Genomic DNA, 19,465 nt, shown 5'->3' with positions numbered 1-19,465 from the left:
GTGGCGTCAGGCAAGCACGAAAACGGGTAGCGGTTCAAGGCCGCCTCCCCTTCTCCCCTTTGTGGGAGAAGGTGTCGCCGAAGGCGACGGATGAGGGGTGTTCCAGCTTGAGGCATACCTTCGTCAGCGTTCTGCACAGCGCCGAGTTCACCACCGCCTCATTCCTTCCAACACCCCTCATCCGTCTCGGCGCTACCGCGCCGATCCACTTTCTCCCGCAAGGGGAGAAAGTGGTGCCCTCACCCCGGCACGCAGCCCTTCAGCTCCGGAAACTTCTCATCGAAGCGGGCGGCCCAGCGGGTAAGCCGGCCGCGGCCTTTTTCCCATTGGCCGCCGAAACGCAGCGCGAGATAGCCGAGGCAGGCGCGCAGCGCCATATGGCCGGCGGTGATCTTCTTCGGCAGCTTCGGCGGGTTGGCGTTGAGCAGGTCGAGCGCAACGGTGATCTTGCCCCACTGCCGGTCGAGCCAGGGCTGATAGACCATAGCCTCGGGGCGGGTGCGCCGCTCATAGACCATCGACAGCGCGCAATCGCAGATGCCGTCGGCCAGCGCCTCCAGCACCTCGGCCTCGAGCCGCTTGTCGGGATTGCGCGGGAACAGCGCGTTCTTCGACAGCCGGTTGAGATGCTGGGTAATCGCCCGGCTGTCGTGCACCGTGCGGCCGTCCTCCAGCACCAGCACCGGGATCTTGCCCAGCGGATTGGCCGATATCAGCTCCGCCGGTTTGTCCTCGGTCTTGACCGGCACGAGGTCGACGGCGATGCCGGCATAGGCGGCGGCCATGCGGACCTTCGAGCTGTAGGGTGACGTGGAGGCGTAGAGCAGCTTCGGCATGGTCGGTTCCTGGTTGTTTGCGCGCACTGTTGACCGAAAGAGCTGCGCAGAGCAACGGCCAGCGATGCCAATCCAAGCAGCCAACAGAGGCCGGGCAACAAAAAGCTCCCGGAAATTTTGCTGTGACAAAACTTCCGAGAGCTTTAAGGGGAGCGTCCGCTCCAACTTCGCGCGCTGTCACCTCGAACTGGCGAGAGGGGCGCCGACGGCGCCCACCCTCACCTGCTGCGGTTCGCGAGCGAAGCTACGCGATTACTTCTTGGCAGGCGCCTTGGCGGCCGGCTTCTTTGCCGGTGCTGCCTTCTTCACGGCTGCCGTCGACTTGGCCGCCGCTGCCTTTGCCGGAGCCTTGGCGGCTGGCTTTGCTGCTGCCTTGGCGGCAGGCTTCGCCGCGGCCTTCGCGGCCGGCTTCGCCGCTACCTTGGCCGGAGCCTTGGCGGCTGCCTTCGGTGCGGCCTTGGCGGCTGGCTTCGGTGCAGTCTTCGCGGCTGGCTTCGCCGCGGTCTTCGCGGCCGGCTTCGCCGCTGCCTTGGCCGGAGCCTTGGCGGCTGCCTTCGGTGCTGCTGCCTTCTTCACTGCTGCGGGTTTCGCGGCAGCCTTCGGTGCCGCTTTCTTTGCCGGCGCTTTCGCCGCCGGCGCCTTGGTTGTCGTCTTTGCCATGCGATGCCCCTTGCGTTTTGCCCAAGGTCGTGAGTGACCCGGCGCGTTCATGCATATCTGACTCGCGGCTATCTAGCCAGCGAAGCAACACAATGATTTTCAGTTATTGAATTTTGGTTACATGAAACGCGCTGACAAGGGTATAGGCGCAAAAAACGACGGCGAATCTTTGGCTGTCGAAGTGAAACCGTGCCGTCGAGAATTCCCTATGCTGTCTATCGCCGGATCATCCAGACGTATTCGCACCGCGCAGAACCCAGAATGTGAGCACTATGCTCACAATATATAACGTACCGCTAATCGCGCGCTTCATCTTGTCCAGAGAAAACATCTACAGAATAGAGCGAAGCAACGCCACGCAACCGCCGCAACAAAGCTTGATCTCCGGAATGCGAGCTTGATGCTCGCGTTCTAAAATCCGCCCCGGATGCGGAGCGGCCGCGGCACCGTCAGCAGGCGGCGCGACGGCTCGGCCCGGTGCAGATGCACGGCATAGGTATCCCAGGGCGGCGAGACCGCTATCCCGGCCAGCATACGGCCGACCTCGCCGCGGTGGTAGCTGCCGTGCAGGACGACATGGGTCAGCGTCTCCTGCCTGGTCATGCAGCCCTTATCGCCGTCGGTGAAGGTGAAGGAGACCGGCTCCGGAAGCCGTTGCTCCGGAACGGTTTCGACATAGTCGAGATACCAGCGGTCGCTTTCCGCGATAGCGGCGCGCAGCTCGGCCGGCTCCGGCGTCTCCTCGGTGTTGTCGCTCGCATAGCCGTGCGCCACGCCGGCGAGATGCGCCGCAAAGATCCGCGACACGACATGGATGTGGTTCATCAGCCTCAGCGCGGCGCGACGTTCCTTCGCGTTGCGGTGCGGATCGAGACCGGCGAGCTTCTCCAGGAACTCGTCATTGGCCCAGGCCTGGTAGACAAGCAGGCTCTTCAGCAACGTCCTGGCACTCATCCGTCCGGCTCCGTTTGCGCTGCAATTAAATGTGAGTATCTTGTTTATATTCTCGGGAGACCCGGCCAGGATGTCTACTCGCATTGCAAAGCCATTCCCGCGCATGCGCAAGGAGCCGCGCCAGGCGCGCTCGGTCGCCACCGTCGAAGCAATAATCGAAGCAGGTGCTCGCGTTCTGAGCGAGATCGGCTGGGCGGGCTTCAGCACCAACAAGGTGGCCGAGGCGGCGGGCGTTAGCATCGGCTCGCTCTACCAGTATTTCCCCGACAAGCTTGCGCTGGTCGACGCAATCCGGCGCCGCCACTTCGACCATGTGCTGTCTGTCATCCGCGAAGCCGCCGCCGAAGAGAAGCCGCTCAGGCAGTTCGCGCGCGAGCTGGTGCGCGGCATGATCGCCGCGCACAGCATCCACCCGACGCTGCACCAGGTGCTGCTCGATGAGGCGCTAGGCGACCGCGGCTCACGCGCCGCGCATGCCTCGTTCCAGGCCCGCTATCTCGAGCACTACACGGCGGCGGTGACGCAGTACCGCCGGCGCAGGAAGGATACCGAGACCATGGCGCGCGTGCTCTCGTCCGCGATCGAGGGTGTGATCCACAACGCGGCGCGCCGCAACATGCTCGACGCGCCGGAGCTGCAGAAGCAGCTCGGCGAACTGATCTGCGCCTATCTGTCGGGCGCCAAGGCGACCTGAGCTACGGCACGGCCGAGGCGCGCAGAGCGGGCCTCAGGGCTCGGCCCCCTTCGACGACGTCACGCATCGGGCAAACATCTAACTTTTCAGCTTCTGTCGATTCCGCCAGCCTTCGTTCGTCGTATGATCGCAACCAACCCAACCGAAGGAACCCACCCATGCGTTTCATGATGCTGATGATCCCCGGCGGTTACGCAACCGCTGCCCCCGACGCCGTGCCCAGCGCCGAAGCGGTGGAGGCGATGATGAGGTACAATGAGGAGCTGAAGCGGGCCGGCGTGCTGCTGGCACTCGACGGACTGCATCCGCCGTCCACCGGGGCGCGAGTCAGCTTCAAGGGCGGGAAGCCCGCCGTCACCGACGGCCCCTTCCCGGAGGTCAAGGAGGTGCTGGGCGGCTACTGGATGATCGACGTGCGCTCACGCGAGGAGGCCATCGAATGGGCCCGCCGCTGCCCCGCTTCGGAAAATGACATCATCGAGGTCCGACGTGTCCAGGAGATGAGCGATTTCCCCGAGGACGTCCGGAAGGCGGCCGAAGGCTTCAGCGGGCTGAAGGGTTGACCGCCACCGCAACCGTTGAAGCGGTCTGGCGGATCGAGCAGCCGAAGCTCGCCGCCAGGCTCACCCGGTATCTGCGCGATGTCGGGCTGGCCGAGGAGATCGTGCAGGATGCGTTTCTGCTCGCGCTGGAACGCTGGCCCCGGGACGGCATCCCGCGCAACCCGGCCGCCTGGCTGGCCCGGGTTGCCACCAACCGGGCGCTCGACCGGCTGCGCCGCACCGTGATGCTCGACGGCAAGCACCGCGCACTGGCGATCGACCTCACCGAACTGGAGCGCACGATGCCCGACATCGAGGCGATGCTCGACGAGGACATCGACGATGACCTGTTGCGGCTGATCTTCACCGCCTGCCATCCGGTGCTGCCAGCTGAGCAGCGCGCAGCCCTTGCCTTACGGCTGCTGGGAGGGCTCTCGACGCCGGAGATCGCCCGCGCCTTCCTGGTGTCCGAAGCCACCGTTGCCCAGCGCATCGTGCGCGCCAAGCGGGCGCTGCGCGAGGCGGCAATCGCGTTCGAGACGCCGCGTGGGCAACAGCGGCGCGAGCGCCTCGCCTCGGTGCTGGAGGTGGTCTATCTGATCTTCAACGAGGGCTATGTGCCGACAGCCGGGCCGGACTGGCTGCGCGCGGATCTCGGTAGCGAGGCGATGCGCCTTGGCCGCCTGCTGGCTGCGCTGATGCCGGAGGAGCCCGAGGCGCTCGGGCTGTTGGCCTTGATGGAGCTCAACGCCTCGCGCTTTGCCGCCCGCACCGACAAGGCCGGCAATCCGATCCTGCTGCTCGAGCAGGACCGCAGCCGCTGGGACTGGTCGCTGATCCGGCGCGGCCTGGACGGCCTCGATCGCGCGATGACGCTGACGCCGACGCCCGGCCCTTACCTGCTGCAGGCGATGATAGCCGCCTGCCATGCCCGCGCGGTAAGCGCCGTCGACACCGACTGGATAGCTATCGCCGCCTATTATCAGGCACTCTCGCTTTCGGCGCCCTCGCCCATCGTCGACGTCAATCGGGCGGCGGCGGTGGGCATGGCCTTCGGACCGGCCCAGGGCCTAGCCGTCGCCGACGCGCTGAGAGACGAGCCGCGCCTCAGGGACTCGCATCTCCTGCCCACGGTGCGCGGCCACCTCCTGGAAAAGCTCGGACGGATGGCAGAAGCGCGCGCCGAATTCCGCCGGGCCGCCGAGTTGACCGGAAATGAAAGGGAGCGGGCGCTGCTGCTTGCGCGGTCTGGTGCGATCGGCTGAGACCAGCATAATTACCTGATCTCCCCCTTGCGGGGAGATTGGCAGCCTCGGCAGTAGCGCCTCTCCCCTTACCGCAGCACGCGACAGCGGCCGTTATAGACCATCCAGCGGTCGAAGCCCGAGACGCAGAACTCGACATTGTCGCCGATCGAGGCAAAGCCCTGGCCTTCCTCGATCAGGTACCAGATGGTGCGGTCGCGGCCATCTGAGAGGCTGACGGTTGCGCCGCAATAGCGCCGGCCGATCGGCCATTCGTCGCTGGCCGGCAAATAGCGATGCTGGTGGATACGATGGAAGTCGGTGATCGCAACATCGGGCAGGTGCGGCACGTGACGCACCTGATAAGAGAAGCGGCTGGTTATCTTGCTCAGCACCCAGGGCTGACCGCAGACGCCACCGTCTTCCTCGGTGTAGACGGCAAGGTCGGCGGCGTGCGCAGCCTGGGTGAAGCCAAGCGACGTGCCAAGCGGCGTCAAAAGCGAAATCAGCGCGGCAAGGGCGGAATGAGCGAAGCGAGTCATGACAGCCTCTCGAGGTCGGGTGCGCGCACTGTGCGGATTCGCTCGACGGCGGTCAAGCGGTTGCGAAAACAATGGTTTCCGGAAAGCATCGTTCCGAAGGTGCGCGCTCGCTAGCCCGCGCCGGCCAGCAGCAGTCCGCCGATGACGGCGAGGTTAATCAGAAAGGCGTTGCGCAGCACCTGCCGCTCCGGCTCCTCGGAGGCCCAGAAGCGCAGCAGCATGAAGTTCGCCGTCAGCGTGAACAGGATGAGCGCGCCGGCGGCGAAAGGCATGGCGAGGCCGATGACAAGCATCAGGCCGGCGATGATCTCGAGCGCCGAGCCGGCCGCAAGCATGAGGGCGGGAGCCGGGAACTTCCGGCTCGCCAGATAGCCGCACATCGCCTTGAATTTCACGAAGTGCTCGATACCGGCGAAGACGAACACGCCGCCGATGAGAAGCGCGCCTATCGCCTGGACGGCATGAAGGGTCATGTCGGCCTCCTCGTTCTGCCTGGGGCTCAGTCCGTTGGGACAAAAGCCGGGTTGTAGACGACTTCCCAAAGATGATCGTCGGGATCCTGGAAATAGCCGGCATAGCCGCCCCAGAAGGTCTTTTGCGCCGGTTTGACCACGTGCGCGCCGGCCTCGATGGCCTCGGCCATCACGGCGTCGACCTCGGCCTCGCTCGCCACATTGTGGCCGATGGTTAACTCGGTTGGGCTGCGGCCGCTCTGCGGCACCGTGGCGTCATGGGCGATGCTCGAGCGTTCGAAGATGGCGAACTTCAAGCCGCCGGCGAGATCGAAGAAGGCGACGGCGCCATGCTCGAACTCGCGGCCGATGATGCCTTCGGTCGGCAGGCCCAGGCCGTCGCGGTAGAACTTCAACGACGCCTCGAGATCGTCGACGCCTAGGGTGAGAACGGTGATGCGGGCTTTCATTTCTCCTTCTCCTTTCTATATTCGGACCCACGACCGGCAGCGGATGCAGTCCGGAAGAGGCGCTGACGGGGCCAGCAGATTGCGTCCGTTTTGCCACGGCGGAAGCGGCCCGCATTGAAGATTTCGGCCAAAAATGGCCGACGCGTCGATCCGCCGGGAACGCCGGAAGCAGATCGGAGAACACATGGAAGCGGTACTGGCCCAGTCCACCGGCTTGTTTCGGGTAAGGCCCGCTGCCGCTGCCTTGGCCACCGCTTTTTCCGCGGTCTGGGTGCATCGCATGGACGATCAGGCAGCTCCGCCGATCGTGATCACGCCGGACGCGACCATCGACCTTCAATGGATCGACGGCCGGTTCCGCATCGCCGGGCCGGACAAGGAACTACAGATCGAGAGGCCGCTGGCCGGCGCCGTGATCGTCGGCTTCCGCTTCCGGCCGGGAGCTGCCGCCGGCTGGCTCGGCGTGCCAGCCGGCGAGATCGTCGGCGGGCGGCTCGATCTCGGCGAGCTCTGGGGCACGCGCGCGCGAGAACTGTCGGACCGCATCAAGGCGGCGCCCGACCTCGCCGGTGTGGTGCGGCAATTGGAAGAGACGGTCGGCATGCACACGGAGGGGCGCGATGCGCTCGATCCGCTGATGGGCAGAGCCTTCGAGGTCATCGACGAGGGTCTGCCGCCCGAGACGCCCTTGGTTCCTTTCCTGCAGCGCCACTTGCATATGAGCGAGCGGACGCTGCGCCGGCGCTTCGAGGACGCCTTCGGCTACGGCCCGAAGACGCTCGACCGCATCCTGCGCTTCCACCGCTTCCGCCGCCTGCGCGAGAAAGCCGGCGACAACGCTTCGACCGCCGTGCTTGCGGTCGATGCTGGCTATGCCGACCAGGCGCATCTGATCCGCGAGAGCCGGCGGCTGACGGGCGTCACGCCGACAGCGCTGGCATAGCTCAATCTTGGCGCGGCCCCCGTCTTACTCGCCGGCCAGCCATTCGATCGTCCAGCGCGACGGCACCTCGACGACCAACGCTTTGTGCAGGGCCGGCAGCATCACCCGCAATTCGCCCTCCAGCGTGAAGGGTGGATTGACCACCACGAGGCCGCTGCCGTCGAGGCTGGGCTCGTTCGAGGCCGGACGGATCTCGAAGCCGATGTCGAGCAGTTTTGGAATGCCTGTTTCCCGCAGCGCCGTTCGGAAAGCGGCGACGGCCTTGCGGTCCTTGATCGGATACCAGAGCGCGTAGATGCCGCCTGGCCAGCGGCGGTGTGCCCGCCGCAGGTTCTCGACCAGGCGCTGGAACTCGCCCTCCTCCTCGAAAGGTGGATCGACCAGCACCAGCCCGCGCTTTTCCTTCGGCGGCAGATGCGCGCCGAGCGCCAGCCAGCCGTCGAGCTCGATCACCCTTGTCTGGAAGTCACCGGCGAAGACCACCTTCAATCGCGCCACATCCTCGGGATGGAGCTCGATCGCGGTCAGCCGGTCCTGCTTGCGCAGGAGGTGGCGCACGATCAGCGGCGAGCCGGGATAGCGATTGACGCCGCCATCGGCATTTTCGGCGCGCACGGCATCCAGATAGGGTTGGAGAAGCGTCGCCGCACGAGGCTCGATCGCGGCCTCGAACAGCCGGCCGATGCCGCCCTGCCATTCGCCGGTCTTGCCGGACTCGACCGAGGCGAGATCGTAGCGGCCGATGCCGGCATGGGTGTCGATGACGCGGAAGGCCTTGTCCTTCTGCTTGAGATACTCGACCAGCCGGCTGAGCACGGCGTGCTTGACGACATCGGCGAAATTGCCGGCGTGATAGGCGTGATGATAGTTCATGCCGCCCTCACCTCGGCGCACCGTTGCGGCCCCAGCGCGGCGCTGGCGGCTGCGAGTTGGGGTTTTGCGGACGCTCTCCGCCGCGACCGAAGACCAGCGAGAGCATCAGCCCGACGAAGCCCACGCCCATCAGCGCGTAGCCGGCCGGGCGCGCCCGCTCGTCGATCGCGCCGGCGCCGGCGCGCAAGATAAGATCGACGGCGCGCATGTCGATGCCGTCGGCATCACCCGGACCGACGGTAAAGACGTAAGCACCAGGCGCGACCTTATCGATCACGCCGGCCTCGTCGCGAAAAATCTTGTCGGGCAGTTGCGGGCTCACCTGGCGCGGATTGTCGGTGTGGTTGAAGGAGAGCGTCGAAGCGAGCGCTGTGCGGCCTCCGCTTGCCGCCGTCAGCGTCAGCACCGTGCGCTGCTGCGAGGCGACGCGCTCGGCCCGCGCGGTGAGGTCGACCAGCACCCGGACCGGCGCATCGCTTTCGCTGAGCTGCACCGTCACCGGCCGGAAGCGGCCGCCCTCATAGACGCGAAAGCTGCCGATCGCGTGGCCGGAGAAATTGCTCATCACCCAGGGGTAGAAGACACCGATCGCGGCGCCGGCAACGAGGACGAGGACCGAGAGGAAGCGCATGGAGGGCCCTGGTTATTTCTTCTTCTGAACGCGATCGCCGCCAACTTTCGCGGTCTCGTGGCGGGCAGCGTCGCGAATTCGCTCCATCTCGTCCAGAAACATCTCCAGGCCAAGTTCGAAAGTCTTGTCGAAACCGCTGGTGCCGAAGTAGGCGCCGGCGGCGCTGACGCTCGGATAGTCGCGCGCCAGATCCTCGTCGCTGACCGTGGTGACCGCCGAGGGTCCCTTGGCGTAGCCCGCGGTCTCGTCGAGGATCGCACCCATCAGATAATAGCCGGCTGCGCGGAAGAGACGAGCGCTGAGCTCGGGGCCGAAGCCGCCATCCTCGAACAGGCCAATGATGGCGTTCAGCTTGGCGAGGCAGGGCGGCGAGTTCATGCGGTAGACGACGATGAACGGCGCGAAGGCCGGGTGCTCGGTCGCGACACGGCGGAATTCCTGCATGCCGATGCGCGCCCGCTCGCGCCAGGGCAGGCTGTTGTCGGGAACGACAAGCCCGCTCATCTGCCGGTCGACCAGCGCCTCGTAGAGATGCGCCTGCGAGGGGAAGTGGTGGTAGATGCTCATCGCCTCGCAGCCGAGCGCGGCGGCGAGCTTTCGCATCGAGAAGCCGGAGAGCCCTTCCCTCTCGATCACCTCGAAGGCGGCGTCCTCGATCATCTCGCGGGACAGCCGGCCTCGGGGTCGCTTTTTTTTGATCGATGAGTCCATGGCGTCGCTTGACAACTTACACTGTAAGGTTCATGTTCCGAAATACCTTACACCGTAAGGCTAACAAAGACCAGAGGAGAAAACCATGTCCTTCCTTCGCATCGTTTCGAGCGTGCATTCCTGCCTTCGTTCCGCCTCGTTGCTCGCAGCCGCCGGCACGCTCGCCACCATGCTGACCTCAGCGCCGGCCAGCGCCGACGACTACGACGCCGCCATCAAGGACATCCAGTCGACGATGGGCGGCGTGCCGAGTTTCGTGAAACAGTTCCCGAAGGCCGGTCTGCCCGGCGCGTGGGCGGAGGTCAAGGCCATCGAACTCAGCGACAAGACGGCGCTGCCGCCGAAGGTGAAGTCGCTGATCTCGCTGGCGGTCGCCGCGCAGATCCCCTGCAATTACTGCATCTGGTCGGACACCGAGAATGCCAAGCGGGCCGGCGCCACCGACGAAGAGATCCAGGAGGCCGTCGCCATGGCCGCCCTGACCCGCCACTGGAGCACCATCTTCAACGGCATGCAGGTCGACTTCGCCCAGTTCAAGAAGGAGATGGGCGGGGAGTGAAATCCCACGGCAATGCAGCCGACAGCGGCCGCATGGCCCGCGGCTTGGCGGGCCATGCTTTCATCGTGAGCATGACGATCGCCGCGCGCCCGCCTGACAACCGGCGGATGTAAACGGTCTCGCTGGCGCCCCTCCGGTGCTCTCAGCCGCGCATCGAAACTCCACTGGGCATTTAAGCAGCTATCGCTAAATTAACCATGTTCGCCATAATATCCCTTGAGTGGGTTCCTGGTCATGATTCGAAACGCAGGGTGCTTTGTGTGCCCGGAAGGATTTTGAATGCTCACGGTTCAAGGGAAGCAACAAGGACCATCCTCGAGCAGCCAATTTTTTCTACCCGCTAAATTTCTTTATAGATTTATGATTTTTGGAACAATTCTGGCGATTTCCGGCTGCCAGTACTTCAATTCCGGACAAACTGCTGCATTTAGCGTATCCCAGAGCGGCAGCGCCGCCTTGGTCAACTTGAAACCAGATCGCATTGCGCCAACAAGAACCGCGCCCGCTCCGATCACCAGCGTGAGCGCCAACCCCCATTTTGGAAGTGCCGCGTATATCTGCAGCCCGAGCGGTTTCGGGCAGCAATCGCATTGCTTCCTGAGAGGCGTTGGACCGCTTTCAGCACAGAATATCTAATGGTCAATCCAGCGCCGAAATAAAACCGAACGCGTTAAACGTCTGCTCGGAACCTCCTTCTTCGCGCATTTCTTCCAACCATCACGACATCCGCGACGGCTTTTCGCAGAACGGCTCCAGCGAGCCAGCCGGATACGCCGGCCCATTGCGCACGCGCAAGCAACACGACAGCAATACTTCCGGCCGCCGACACCCCCTATTCGCCCCGATCACGGTTAACCGTTCACAAACAAGTGGGATTAACAAAACGCTAATTTAGTTGACTACGCCATCCACAAGTATATTTTTATATGCGTTGGGTGTGCAATTTGGGCGAGCAGTCTGCGGTGGTGGCAACCATCTTCGTGGAATCGCGACCTAGGGGCGAAGGGATGCTGAGCGGCAGAAAATAAGCCGCAAGCAAAAGCTCCGCGAACTCAGAAAATTACGACGCACACATCGTGCAGGCGGTTCCGCGCATGCGGAGGATCGCCTTTGGCTTTGGCCTGGTCGGGCAACGCTGTTGTCCTGGCCCGGATCGGTGAAGTGTGCGCGTACGAGGGTTGCGATGAGCGGGGTCATCAAGGTTTTGAAGCTGGACGGCGGGCCGGATCGCAGAGGTCTTGATCGCGGCCGCGCACTGGTCGCCGGCGGAGCGGGATTTCTGGGCTCGCATTTGAGCGAGAGACTGCTCGCCGACGGCTATGAAGTCATCGCGCTGGACAATTTCCATACCGGCAAAAGATACAATCTCGCCGGCATAGCGCGCGACGCTTCCTTCACCTGCATCAGACACGATATTGTCGACGAACTGCCGGCGGATTTCGCCGTGGACGAGATCTACAACCTCGCCTGCCCCGCCTCTCCGCCTCACTACCAGGCCGATCCGATCCACACGTTCAAGACGAGCGTGCTGGGCTCGATCAACCTTCTGGAACTCGCCCGGCGCCACAATGCCAAGATCTTCCAGGCCTCGACCTCCGAGGTCTATGGCGATCCGCTGGTGCATCCGCAGCCGGAAGGCTATTTCGGCAACGTCAACACGCACGGCCCGCGCTCCTGTTACGACGAGGGCAAGCGCTCGGCCGAGACGCTGTTCTTCGACTATTCGAGGACATACGGCATCGATGTGCGCGTCGCGCGCATCTTCAACACCTATGGCCCGCGCATGCAGCCCGACGACGGGCGCGTGGTGTCGAACTTCGTCGTCCAGGCGCTGCGCGGCGACGACATCACCGTCTATGGCAACGGCACGCAGACCCGCTCATTCTGCTATGTTGACGACCTGGTCGAGGGCTTCATCCGCCTGATGAACACCCCGGCGGCGCCGCAGCATCCGGTCAATCTCGGCAACCCTGTCGAGTTCACCATCATGGAACTGGCCGAGCTGGTCGTCGACTATACGAATTCACCCTCGCGCATCGTGCACAGGCCGCTGCCGGTCGACGACCCCAGGCAGCGCAAGCCCGATATCTCCTATGCCAGGCAGTATCTCGGCTGGGAGCCGAAGGTGGCGCTCAGCGAAGGGCTCGCCCGCACCACCGCCCATTTCGACGCCCTGCTGGGCGGCCGCCGGTTCGTCGCTCCGCGGAGCGCCGGCGTTTCCTCCGCCAGGGAGGCCGCCTCGCCATGAGCCACCGCCGCGCCGTTCTGGTGACGGGTGGCGCCGGTTTCATCGGCAGCCATACCTGCAAGCTGCTCTCGGCGGCCGGCTACCTGCCGGTGGTCTATGACAATTTGAGCCGCGGCAACCAGACGGCCGTCGCCTGGGGTCCGCTTGTCGTCGGCGACATACGCGGCCGCAATGCACTGCAGCGGGCAATCGAAGCCCACAGGCCGCAGGCGATCGTCCATTTTGCCGCCCTTGCCTATGTCGGCGAGTCGGTCAGCGAGCCGGCGGAGTACTACGCGACCAATGTCGGCGGCACGATTGCGGTGCTGGACGCGGCGCGGGCCAACGGCATCGACAAAATCATCTTTTCCTCGAGCTGCGCGACCTACGGCGTGCCTGAAGCGCTGCCGGTCAGCGAGGCCGCGTCGCAGAAGCCGATCAGCCCCTATGGCCGCAGCAAGCTGATGGGCGAAGAGATCATCAAGGACTATGCCTCGGCCTATGGGATGAAATACGCGATCCTTCGCTACTTCAACGCTTGCGGCGCCGACCCCGAAGGCGAGCTCGGCGAGTGGCACACGCCTGAGACCCATCTCATTCCAAGGGTGCTGATGGCGGCGTCCGGCATGATCGAGGCGATCGAGGTCTTCGGCACCGACTACGAGACGGCGGACGGCACCTGCGTACGCGACTACATCCATGTCAGCGACCTCGCCCGCGCGCATCTCATGGCATTGATGCATCTGGAAACCGGCGGCGCCAGCCTGGCCGTCAATCTCGGCACCGGCCGCGGCATCTCGATCAAGGAGATCCTCGAAGCCGTCGGCCGCATCACGTCGCGGCCGGTTCCGGTCGTCTACAAGCCGCGCCGGCCCGGCGATCCGGCCGGGCTTTTCGCCGATCCCGGCCTTGCGCGCGAGAAACTGGGCTTCGTGGCGGAACTTTCCGATATCGACACCATCATCAGGACAGCCGCGCCCTTCTTCGGGCTGGCTGCGGCCTCGACGCCAAAGGCTTTCAACGCGTCCGCACCGCTTTGCGCGCAGAGCGCACGCCGCACGGCACGGACGCCACGAAAAAACGCCAGCCCGCAAGGCTGGCAGTCGTCCCTGTGAGTAATGTGTCGGGGCGCGGGCTCGCTGAGCTGGGCCGAGGGCCTGTCTCAGCGAGCCTCTTCTACTCGGACGCAAGGCTGAAGCGATTCAGCTCTCATGGAATTGTCGAAGCACCGCAAATCTCTGTTCTTACCCCTTGCTGTCGACCAGCTTGCGGGTTTCGTCGAACTGCGCGCCCTTGGTATTGCCGGCCTCGAACTTCTGATGCTCGTCGGCTGGATCGTCCTTGGCGTGCTTGAAATCGTACCACTCGCCATCCGGGTCCTTGCGCTGCTCGATGTTGCCGCTCTCGATGCGGTGGCTGTAGCAGGTGCGTTGCGGCTTGGTGGTGTAGGTCTTGGATCTCCAGGCAAGCTCCATGCACATCTTGCCGGTGTCGGTCACCAGCCAACGGCCTTCGGCGACGGCGGACTTGTCCTGCCCTGCCGTCCAGGCCTGCAGGCGCCTGTCCAGGCTGAAATAGGCCGCTCCATTCTTCCAGTTCCAGGTGCGGTCGGCATAGAGAAGCTGCAATTCGAAGGCGGTAGGAGCGGCTTTGGGCTTGGCGGCGGCCTCGACGGGCGCGCTGTTCTTCGCGGCGGCCGCGTCGGCGGCGCCGGCAAACGCAAGCTGGCCGCAGGCAAAGAGGAGCGGCACGAGCCAGCCGCGCGCCGCAAGCCGGCGGACGCTCATGCCGGGTCCAGGCGGAAAGGTGATCTGATCTGTCGTGCCGATGAGCGAACGCATGTCAATAGCCCCCTCTCGACCCCGATGCGGCCGGGTCGAGAAACCATGGTTTGGAAGATTTTTCTTCGGGGCTTTCCGCGTTCCGTCACATGCACCGGGCCCGTCAACCCGGTGCGGCGCGATCAGCGCCCTTAAAACCATTAACAGCTGCGAGAGGCGCGATGTCAACCGAGTCCAAATCCAAGCAACACTACAAGCCGTTATTTAACAGTGGCTATTACAATCTTGTGATAGTCTGACGGTGTTTGGCAATTGCGCTGCGCCACAGTAGCTTGGGGTGGAAGGGGCGGCTCCAGATGACAGGCAACACGGAAACGGCCGACGTCCAAGGCGTGGCGCTGGCCGGCCGGCACGCGGCGGCCGGCCAGCGTATCAATCTCAATACGCTGATCTTGCTGGCCATACTGCTGGTGGCAGCAATCGCGCGTTTTCACAACATCACCCAGCCGCTTGTCGATGCCTTCAGCTGGCGCGAGACGAGCACCGCCATGATGGCCGACAATTTCCAGCAGCACAGCTGGAACATCTTCTTTCCCGAAGTGAGCTGGACCGGCCCCGGGCCGAGCTATCAGGGGCGTGAATTCCAGATCGTCAGCTATCTCACCGCCCTGCTCTATCAGCTCTTCGGCTGGCACGGCTGGTTCGGCCGGATGGTCGCGGCGACGTTCGGCATGGTGAGCGTGTTCTCGCTGCACAGGCTGACCGCGCTCTGCTGGGACGAGGCGCATGCCCACGCCGCGGCGCTCGCCTATGCGCTGATGCCGGGCCCGGCGATGATCGACAGCTCGTTCCTGCCTGACCCCTCGATGCTGGCGCTGGTGACGCTCGGCGTATGGCTGTTCGCGAAATACTGGGCCGGGGGCAAGGCATGGCTGCTGCCGCTGGCGACGCTGAGCTTCACGCTGGGCGCGCTCGCCAAGCCACCCGGCCTCGCCGCCGGCGCTGTCATCTTCTACCTGACGGTCTGCTGGATCCTCGAGCGGCGATACCGGCAGGCTTCGCGGGTGCTGGTCAACGGGCTGATCAGCCTCGCCATCATCGCCGCCTATTTCAGCTGGGCGATCTATCTCGGCCGCTCCTACCCGCCGTATCATATGGCAGGCAGCGGCTACATTTGGGATTCCGGCTTCCGGACGTTCTTCAGGAACAGTTTCTACTTCAAATCGGTGTGGAACACGTCGGTCTGGTGGTTCTACGGCTATCCGTTCATGGCGTTGATCGCCGTCGGGTTCTGGATGCCGCCGAGGCCCGCGCAATCGGCCGAGCGCGCGCTTGCTGCCGTTCCCTATGTGTGGCTGGCGGCGGCATTGGTTGTCTATGTCGCGGCGGCGCGCGAAATCACCAGCAATCCGTGGAACTACCATATCTTCCACGTGCCGTTCGCGATGTTCTGCGGCCGCGGCGCGCTGGTGCTGGCAACTCTCGGCACCGGAAGCGCCCTGTCCCCGGCGGTCGTGCTGCGCTCGATCTGCATGGCGGCGCTGGCGCTGGCGCTTTCGACATTCCCGCTGCTGAAGACGATGAAGGCACCGGTCGCGATGAACGGCAAGCTGCTCGGCGAGGAGCTGGCGCGTTTCATCCAGCCGGGTGAGCTTGTCGTCGCCGTCGCCCCGGAAGTCGGCGATCCCGTCGCGATCTACTACAGCCGGGCGCGCGGCTGGGTGTTCCCGCCCGGCGGCGGCGATGTGGAATGGTCGAAATTCGTCGAGGACGATGCCACCGCGATCGCCCAGCTCGAGGACCTGCGCGCCCTAGGGGCAGATTATTTCGGCGCCGCCAAGGAGGCCGCCGACCATCAGGACCGGCTGTTCGTCGAACATCATGACGGAGTGATCGACTACCTCGACAAGACCGCAACCAAGCTTGTGGATTCGGACAAGCTGCTGGTCTATAGGATCACCCGCCCGTGAGGGAGCCGTCGAGGCCGGGCCATAGAATGGACGCGGTCGGCTGCTCGGCGGCAACCGGCGGACCGGGCGGCCGGCGGACGGCCGCGTGGCGATGAACCTGCGGCAGCCGCTGAGACGGCAAGGAAAGCCGGCGGAGAACTGGTTGAAAAGAGCATTCTCGATAATCGTCACCCTGGCGCTGCTGGCATGGCTCGCCAGCGATTCGCGCTGGAAGATGGTGGGCGATGCCTTCGCCAGCATCACGCCCGGCGCTTTCGCGGCGGTGACGGCAGCGCTATTCATCACCTATGTGCTGCGTGCGCTGCGCGTCTGCGACGAGTTCCGCGACGAGATCGGCGGTCGCTTCGGCGCCTGCCTGCGCGTCATCCTGATCCACAACGCCATGATCAATGTGGTGCCGTTCCGCGGCGGCGAGACCGCCTTCCCGATCCTGTTGCGGCAGGTGTTCGGCGTTTCGATCGTGCGCGCCGGCGCCTCGCTTTTGTGGTTCAGGCTGCAGGATGCCTTCGTCGTCGGCGTGCTTGCCTGCCTCGTGTGGCCCGGCCTTCACTCGGCGCTGAGGGCCGCCGGCATCGCGGCGCTGATTGCCGCTGCCTGGTACCTGCCGCGCTGGGCGCGCGCGCCGCATGACTGGGCCGGGCGCGGCAGCATCGTTTCGAAGCTCGGCAAGCTGCGCGACATCTTCACCGAGGCGACCGGGCGCTCCCGCTACGGCTGGTGGTGGACGCTCGCCAACTGGGCGCTGAAGCTTGCCGTGCAGGGATGGCTGCTGGCCATGCTGCTCGGGACCTCCTTCCAGACTGCCTTTCCCGGCGCCGTCGGAGCAGAAGCCGCCGCGATCCTGCCAGTGCAGGGCGTCGCCGGCTTCGGCACCTATGAAGCGGGCGCGGCAGCGGCGCTGCTCTATTCCGGCATCGCCATGAAGGACGGCCTGCAGGCCGCACTCGCACTCCATCTCTTCATCCTCTGCTCGGCCGTCGCCACCGGTGCGATCGCCTGGCTGTTTCCCTCGAAATCGACGCTGCCGGAGACCCCGGCCGCGGGACCCGCAAGGAAATGACCGCCATGGACATGCTTCCCATCCTTCAATCGGGCCTGCCCGAGGGCGCCGTCATGCCCGAGCACAAGCTTTCCATTGTCATTCCGATGTACAACGAGGCCGACAATGTCGCGCCGCTGCTTGCGCGCATCCACCAGGCGATGGCGAGCTACAGCCAGCCCTGGGAAGTCGTGCTGGTCGACGACGGCAGCACCGACGCCACGCCGAACGAAATCCGCAGGCTCGCGGCTCAGTACGGTCCGCATGTGCACGCCGTGGAGCTGGTGCGCAACTACAAGCAGACCGCCGCCATGCAGGCCGGTCTCGACACCGCGCGCGGCGATGTCATCGCAACGCTCGACGGCGACCTGCAGAACGACCCGTTCGACATACCGCGCATGGTCTATCGGCTGCTGACCGAGGATCTCGACCTGGTCGCCGGCTGGCGCAAGAACCGCCAGGAAGGCTTCTGGATGCGCAGGCTGCCCTCGCGCATCGCCAATTCGCTGATCGCGCGCGTCACCGGCGTGCGGTTGAAGGATTATGGCTGCAGCCTGAAGGTTTTCCGCGGCAGCGTCATCCGCAGCGTCCGGCTCTATGGCGAAATGCACCGCTTCATACCAGCCTGGCTGGCGACGGTGACGACGCCGCGCCGCATCGCCCAGGAAGTGGTGACGCATCACGCCCGCATCCACGGCCAGTCGAAATACGGCATCTCGCGCACGTTCCGCGTGGTGCTCGACCTCGTCTTCATGTTCTTCTTCATGCGCTATCGCACCCGGCCCGGCCATTTCTTCGGCGGCATCGGCATCGTGCTCGGCGTGCTCGGCTCGCTGGTGCTCACCTATCTGTTTGGCCTGAAGGTGTTTTTCGGACAGGACATCGGAACCCGCCCGATGCTGTTCACCGGCTTCTTCCTGGTGATTGCCGGATTGCAGATGGTGACGTCCGGCGTGCTCGCCGAGATGCTGTCGCGCGTCTATCACGAGTCCAACGGCGCCTCGGCCTATGTGGCGCGCCCGCAGCCAGCGCATGGCGATGGTGACGGCTGGCACCAGCCGGCCCCGCCGGCGAACAGCAAGACAAGATCGCGCCGAAAATGATGCCGTTCGTTCCCTTCCAGCAGGAGGATATGACCGCATGACCATCCTGGTGACCGGAGCCGCCGGCTTCATCGGCAGCCATGTCTGCCACCGCCTCCTCGGTCGCGGCGACGCGGTGATCGGCGTCGACAACATGAACACCTACTATGATCCGGCGCTGAAAGAAGCGCGGCTGGCCCGGCTCTCCGGCCAGAAGGGTTTTTCGTTCCACCAGCTCGACATCGCCGAGCCCGGCGCGTTGGCGGCGAAGCTCAAGGGAGTGCCGGTCAGCGGCATCGTGCATCTCGGCGCGCAGGCGGGCGTGCGCTACTCGCTGGAGAATCCGCGCGCCTATATCCACACCAACATCGGCGGCCACCTGGAGATGTTGGAGATTTGTCGCGCATCGCCCGACATTCGGCACCTCGTCTATGCCTCCTCGAGCTCGGTCTATGGCGGCAACAAAAAGGTGCCGTTCGCGGAGACCGACCGCGTCGACCATCCGGTGTCGATCTACGCGGCGACCAAGAAAGCGGACGAGCTGATCAGCTCGACCTATTCGCACCTCTACGGCCTGCCGCAGACCGGCCTGCGCTTCTTCACCGTCTACGGTCCGTGGGGGCGTCCGGACATGGCTGCCTGGATCTTCACGGAGGCGATGCTGGCGGGCAAGCCGATCCGCGTCTTCAACCATGGCGAGATGTGGCGCGATTTCACCTTTGTCGACGACATCGTCGACGGCGTTGTGGCGATTCTCGACAAGCCGCCGGCGGCCGGCGGCGAGCGCCACAGGATCTACAACATCGGCAACAGCCAGCCGGTGCATCTCGGCCGCTTCATCGAGACCCTGGAACGCCTGCTCGGCGTCAAGGCGATCCGCGAGGACCTGCCCATGCAGCCCGGCGAGGTCGAGAAGACCTATGCCGACACCACCGCGCTGGAGCGCGACTTCGGCTTCAGGCCGAAAGTGTCGATCGAGGAAGGGCTGGCGAAATTCGTCGACTGGTACCGGCAGGAATGGCGGCCGGAGCACAAGAGGTAGCGCACGCGGTCGCGCGCATCCTCTTGCCTCCGGCCTGCGCCCCCGGCGACGGCGCCTTTGCCGGTTCAGCGCGCGGCAAGCCGCGCGTGATGCTGATTTAACGCGCGCGGCAAGCCGCGCGTGATGCTGATTTAACGCGCGCGGCAAGCCGCGCGTGATGCTGATTTAACGCGCGCGGCAAGCCGCGCGTGATGCTGATTTAACGCGCGCGGC

The 19,465-nt window shown here is 64.8% G+C and carries 22 protein-coding genes; 12 read left to right on the top strand and 10 right to left on the bottom strand.

From position 1 onward, the window contains the following. Window positions 1-239 precede the first annotated feature (239 nt). The 3 genes from RFN28_RS18230 to RFN28_RS18220 all read right to left on the bottom strand — a co-directional run bounded on the left by RFN28_RS18230 (window position 240) and on the right by RFN28_RS18220 (window position 2,450). Window positions 240-836: a glutathione S-transferase gene (locus RFN28_RS18230; protein WP_320288712.1), complete on the bottom strand. Its 597-nt coding sequence runs from the start codon at window positions 834-836 to the stop codon at window positions 240-242. A gap of 252 nt (window positions 837-1,088) precedes the next feature. After that, window positions 1,089-1,496 (bottom strand): hypothetical protein, encoded by a 408-nt coding sequence (locus tag RFN28_RS18225; protein ID WP_320288711.1) that lies wholly within the window; start codon window positions 1,494-1,496, stop codon window positions 1,089-1,091. A 411-nt stretch (window positions 1,497-1,907) separates the two neighbouring features. Beyond that, a complete protein-coding gene (locus tag RFN28_RS18220) occupies window positions 1,908-2,450 on the bottom strand; it encodes a DinB family protein (protein WP_320288710.1) in 543 nt (180 codons plus the stop codon). Between the two features lie 70 nt (window positions 2,451-2,520). Between RFN28_RS18220 and RFN28_RS18215 the strand changes: the two genes are divergently transcribed. The 3 genes from RFN28_RS18215 to RFN28_RS18205 all read left to right on the top strand — a co-directional run bounded on the left by RFN28_RS18215 (window position 2,521) and on the right by RFN28_RS18205 (window position 4,951). Continuing rightward, the gene (locus RFN28_RS18215) at window positions 2,521-3,144 is read left to right on the top strand and encodes a TetR/AcrR family transcriptional regulator (protein WP_430678326.1); all 624 of its coding nucleotides are present in this window, start codon (window positions 2,521-2,523) and stop codon (window positions 3,142-3,144) included. Between the two features lie 158 nt (window positions 3,145-3,302). After that, window positions 3,303-3,707, top strand: a complete 405-nt coding sequence (locus RFN28_RS18210) for a YciI family protein (RefSeq protein ID WP_320288708.1) — start codon at window positions 3,303-3,305, stop codon at window positions 3,705-3,707. Beyond that, complete coding sequence (locus RFN28_RS18205; RefSeq protein WP_320288706.1) at window positions 3,704-4,951, top strand: RNA polymerase sigma factor; 1,248 nt, start codon at window positions 3,704-3,706, stop codon at window positions 4,949-4,951. The genes RFN28_RS18210 and RFN28_RS18205 overlap by 4 nt, the downstream gene beginning before the upstream one ends. A 68-nt stretch (window positions 4,952-5,019) precedes the next feature. Here the strand turns inward: RFN28_RS18205 and RFN28_RS18200 are convergent, their stop codons facing one another. The 3 genes from RFN28_RS18200 to RFN28_RS18190 form a co-directional block, all read right to left on the bottom strand. Next, window positions 5,020-5,472: a hypothetical protein gene (locus RFN28_RS18200; protein ID WP_320288705.1), complete on the bottom strand. Its 453-nt coding sequence runs from the start codon at window positions 5,470-5,472 to the stop codon at window positions 5,020-5,022. Window positions 5,473-5,582: 110 nt separating this feature from the next. Then, complete coding sequence (locus RFN28_RS18195; protein WP_320288703.1) at window positions 5,583-5,945, bottom strand: DoxX family membrane protein; 363 nt, start codon at window positions 5,943-5,945, stop codon at window positions 5,583-5,585. Window positions 5,946-5,971: 26 nt separating this feature from the next. Continuing rightward, window positions 5,972-6,394, bottom strand: coding sequence for a VOC family protein (locus RFN28_RS18190; RefSeq protein WP_320288702.1), 423 nt, complete (start codon window positions 6,392-6,394; stop codon window positions 5,972-5,974). 184 nt (window positions 6,395-6,578) lie between these two features. On the opposite strand from RFN28_RS18190, the gene RFN28_RS18185 reads away from it, so the two are divergent. Beyond that, window positions 6,579-7,337 (top strand): AraC family transcriptional regulator, encoded by a 759-nt coding sequence (locus RFN28_RS18185; protein WP_320288701.1) that lies wholly within the window; start codon window positions 6,579-6,581, stop codon window positions 7,335-7,337. A 24-nt stretch (window positions 7,338-7,361) separates the two neighbouring features. On the opposite strand, the gene RFN28_RS18180 is transcribed toward RFN28_RS18185, so the two are convergent. Genes RFN28_RS18180 through RFN28_RS18170 form a run of 3 tightly spaced genes read right to left on the bottom strand, consistent with a single transcriptional unit; the run spans window position 7,362 to window position 9,501 of the window. Beyond that, complete coding sequence (locus tag RFN28_RS18180; RefSeq protein WP_320288700.1) at window positions 7,362-8,210, bottom strand: 23S rRNA (adenine(2030)-N(6))-methyltransferase RlmJ; 849 nt, start codon at window positions 8,208-8,210, stop codon at window positions 7,362-7,364. 7 nt (window positions 8,211-8,217) lie between these two features. After that, window positions 8,218-8,841 carry a hypothetical protein gene (locus RFN28_RS18175; protein WP_320288698.1) on the bottom strand — a complete coding sequence of 208 codons (624 nt, stop codon included), beginning with the start codon at window positions 8,839-8,841 and terminating at the stop codon, window positions 8,218-8,220. 12 nt (window positions 8,842-8,853) lie between these two features. Further along, window positions 8,854-9,501 (bottom strand): TetR/AcrR family transcriptional regulator, encoded by a 648-nt coding sequence (locus RFN28_RS18170; protein WP_320288696.1) that lies wholly within the window; start codon window positions 9,499-9,501, stop codon window positions 8,854-8,856. 136 nt (window positions 9,502-9,637) lie between these two features. Here RFN28_RS18170 and RFN28_RS18165 point away from each other — a divergent pair, with 136 nt between their 5' ends. The 4 genes from RFN28_RS18165 to galE all read left to right on the top strand — a co-directional run bounded on the left by RFN28_RS18165 (window position 9,638) and on the right by galE (window position 13,453). Continuing rightward, complete coding sequence (locus RFN28_RS18165) at window positions 9,638-10,111, top strand: carboxymuconolactone decarboxylase family protein (protein WP_320288694.1); 474 nt, start codon at window positions 9,638-9,640, stop codon at window positions 10,109-10,111. A 279-nt stretch (window positions 10,112-10,390) separates the two neighbouring features. Continuing rightward, window positions 10,391-10,747: a hypothetical protein gene (locus RFN28_RS18160; RefSeq protein WP_320288692.1), complete on the top strand. Its 357-nt coding sequence runs from the start codon at window positions 10,391-10,393 to the stop codon at window positions 10,745-10,747. Between the two features lie 547 nt (window positions 10,748-11,294). Continuing rightward, window positions 11,295-12,359 carry a UDP-glucuronic acid decarboxylase family protein gene (locus RFN28_RS18155; protein ID WP_320288691.1) on the top strand — a complete coding sequence of 355 codons (1,065 nt, stop codon included), beginning with the start codon at window positions 11,295-11,297 and terminating at the stop codon, window positions 12,357-12,359. Then, window positions 12,356-13,453: a UDP-glucose 4-epimerase GalE gene (galE, locus tag RFN28_RS18150; protein ID WP_320288689.1), complete on the top strand. Its 1,098-nt coding sequence runs from the start codon at window positions 12,356-12,358 to the stop codon at window positions 13,451-13,453. Before RFN28_RS18155 ends, galE begins: the two co-directional genes overlap by 4 nt. A 129-nt stretch (window positions 13,454-13,582) precedes the next feature. Here the strand turns inward: galE and RFN28_RS18145 are convergent, their stop codons facing one another. Then, window positions 13,583-14,179, bottom strand: a complete 597-nt coding sequence (locus RFN28_RS18145) for a DUF995 domain-containing protein (RefSeq protein WP_320288688.1) — start codon at window positions 14,177-14,179, stop codon at window positions 13,583-13,585. A gap of 296 nt (window positions 14,180-14,475) precedes the next feature. Here RFN28_RS18145 and RFN28_RS18140 point away from each other — a divergent pair, with 296 nt between their 5' ends. The 4 genes from RFN28_RS18140 to RFN28_RS18125 all read left to right on the top strand — a co-directional run bounded on the left by RFN28_RS18140 (window position 14,476) and on the right by RFN28_RS18125 (window position 19,252). Beyond that, entirely contained in the window at window positions 14,476-16,089 is a 1,614-nt protein-coding gene (locus RFN28_RS18140; protein ID WP_320288687.1) for an ArnT family glycosyltransferase, read from the top strand. Between the two features lie 142 nt (window positions 16,090-16,231). Continuing rightward, complete coding sequence (locus tag RFN28_RS18135; RefSeq protein ID WP_320288686.1) at window positions 16,232-17,149, top strand: lysylphosphatidylglycerol synthase domain-containing protein; 918 nt, start codon at window positions 16,232-16,234, stop codon at window positions 17,147-17,149. Window positions 17,150-17,154: 5 nt separating this feature from the next. Next, entirely contained in the window at window positions 17,155-18,231 is a 1,077-nt protein-coding gene (locus tag RFN28_RS18130; protein WP_320288685.1) for a glycosyltransferase family 2 protein, read from the top strand. A 37-nt stretch (window positions 18,232-18,268) separates the two neighbouring features. Continuing rightward, window positions 18,269-19,252 (top strand): NAD-dependent epimerase/dehydratase family protein, encoded by a 984-nt coding sequence (locus tag RFN28_RS18125; RefSeq protein ID WP_320288684.1) that lies wholly within the window; start codon window positions 18,269-18,271, stop codon window positions 19,250-19,252. Window positions 19,253-19,465: the final 213 nt, after the last annotated feature.

Origin of the sequence: Mesorhizobium album, from assembly GCF_033977205.1 — a bacterium.
GTDB classification, from domain to species: Bacteria; Pseudomonadota; Alphaproteobacteria; order Rhizobiales; family Rhizobiaceae; genus Mesorhizobium; species Mesorhizobium album.
This window is presented reverse-complemented; position numbering and strand designations above follow the sequence as displayed.

Bases quoted from the DNA above. Each gene is read 5' to 3' on its own strand.
- RFN28_RS18230 (WP_320288712.1), bottom strand. From the start codon at position 836: ATGCCGAAGCTGCTCTACGCCTCCACGTCACCCTACAGCTCGAAGGTC.
- RFN28_RS18225 (WP_320288711.1), bottom strand. From the start codon at position 1,496: ATGGCAAAGACGACAACCAAGGCGCCGGCGGCGAAAGCGCCGGCAAAG.
- RFN28_RS18220 (WP_320288710.1), bottom strand. From the start codon at position 2,450: ATGAGTGCCAGGACGTTGCTGAAGAGCCTGCTTGTCTACCAGGCCTGG.
- RFN28_RS18215 (WP_430678326.1), top strand. From the start codon at position 2,521: ATGTCTACTCGCATTGCAAAGCCATTCCCGCGCATGCGCAAGGAGCCG.
- RFN28_RS18210 (WP_320288708.1), top strand. From the start codon at position 3,303: ATGCGTTTCATGATGCTGATGATCCCCGGCGGTTACGCAACCGCTGCC.
- RFN28_RS18200 (WP_320288705.1), bottom strand. From the start codon at position 5,472: ATGACTCGCTTCGCTCATTCCGCCCTTGCCGCGCTGATTTCGCTTTTG.
- RFN28_RS18195 (WP_320288703.1), bottom strand. From the start codon at position 5,945: ATGACCCTTCATGCCGTCCAGGCGATAGGCGCGCTTCTCATCGGCGGC.
- RFN28_RS18190 (WP_320288702.1), bottom strand. From the start codon at position 6,394: ATGAAAGCCCGCATCACCGTTCTCACCCTAGGCGTCGACGATCTCGAG.
- RFN28_RS18185 (WP_320288701.1), top strand. From the start codon at position 6,579: ATGGAAGCGGTACTGGCCCAGTCCACCGGCTTGTTTCGGGTAAGGCCC.
- RFN28_RS18180 (WP_320288700.1), bottom strand. From the start codon at position 8,210: ATGAACTATCATCACGCCTATCACGCCGGCAATTTCGCCGATGTCGTC.
- RFN28_RS18175 (WP_320288698.1), bottom strand. From the start codon at position 8,841: ATGCGCTTCCTCTCGGTCCTCGTCCTCGTTGCCGGCGCCGCGATCGGT.
- RFN28_RS18170 (WP_320288696.1), bottom strand. From the start codon at position 9,501: ATGATCGAGGACGCCGCCTTCGAGGTGATCGAGAGGGAAGGGCTCTCC.
- RFN28_RS18165 (WP_320288694.1), top strand. From the start codon at position 9,638: ATGTCCTTCCTTCGCATCGTTTCGAGCGTGCATTCCTGCCTTCGTTCC.
- RFN28_RS18160 (WP_320288692.1), top strand. From the start codon at position 10,391: ATGCTCACGGTTCAAGGGAAGCAACAAGGACCATCCTCGAGCAGCCAA.
- RFN28_RS18155 (WP_320288691.1), top strand. From the start codon at position 11,295: ATGAGCGGGGTCATCAAGGTTTTGAAGCTGGACGGCGGGCCGGATCGC.
- galE (WP_320288689.1), top strand. From the start codon at position 12,356: ATGAGCCACCGCCGCGCCGTTCTGGTGACGGGTGGCGCCGGTTTCATC.
- RFN28_RS18145 (WP_320288688.1), bottom strand. From the start codon at position 14,179: ATGCGTTCGCTCATCGGCACGACAGATCAGATCACCTTTCCGCCTGGA.
- RFN28_RS18140 (WP_320288687.1), top strand. From the start codon at position 14,476: ATGACAGGCAACACGGAAACGGCCGACGTCCAAGGCGTGGCGCTGGCC.
- RFN28_RS18130 (WP_320288685.1), top strand. From the start codon at position 17,155: ATGGACATGCTTCCCATCCTTCAATCGGGCCTGCCCGAGGGCGCCGTC.
- RFN28_RS18125 (WP_320288684.1), top strand. From the start codon at position 18,269: ATGACCATCCTGGTGACCGGAGCCGCCGGCTTCATCGGCAGCCATGTC.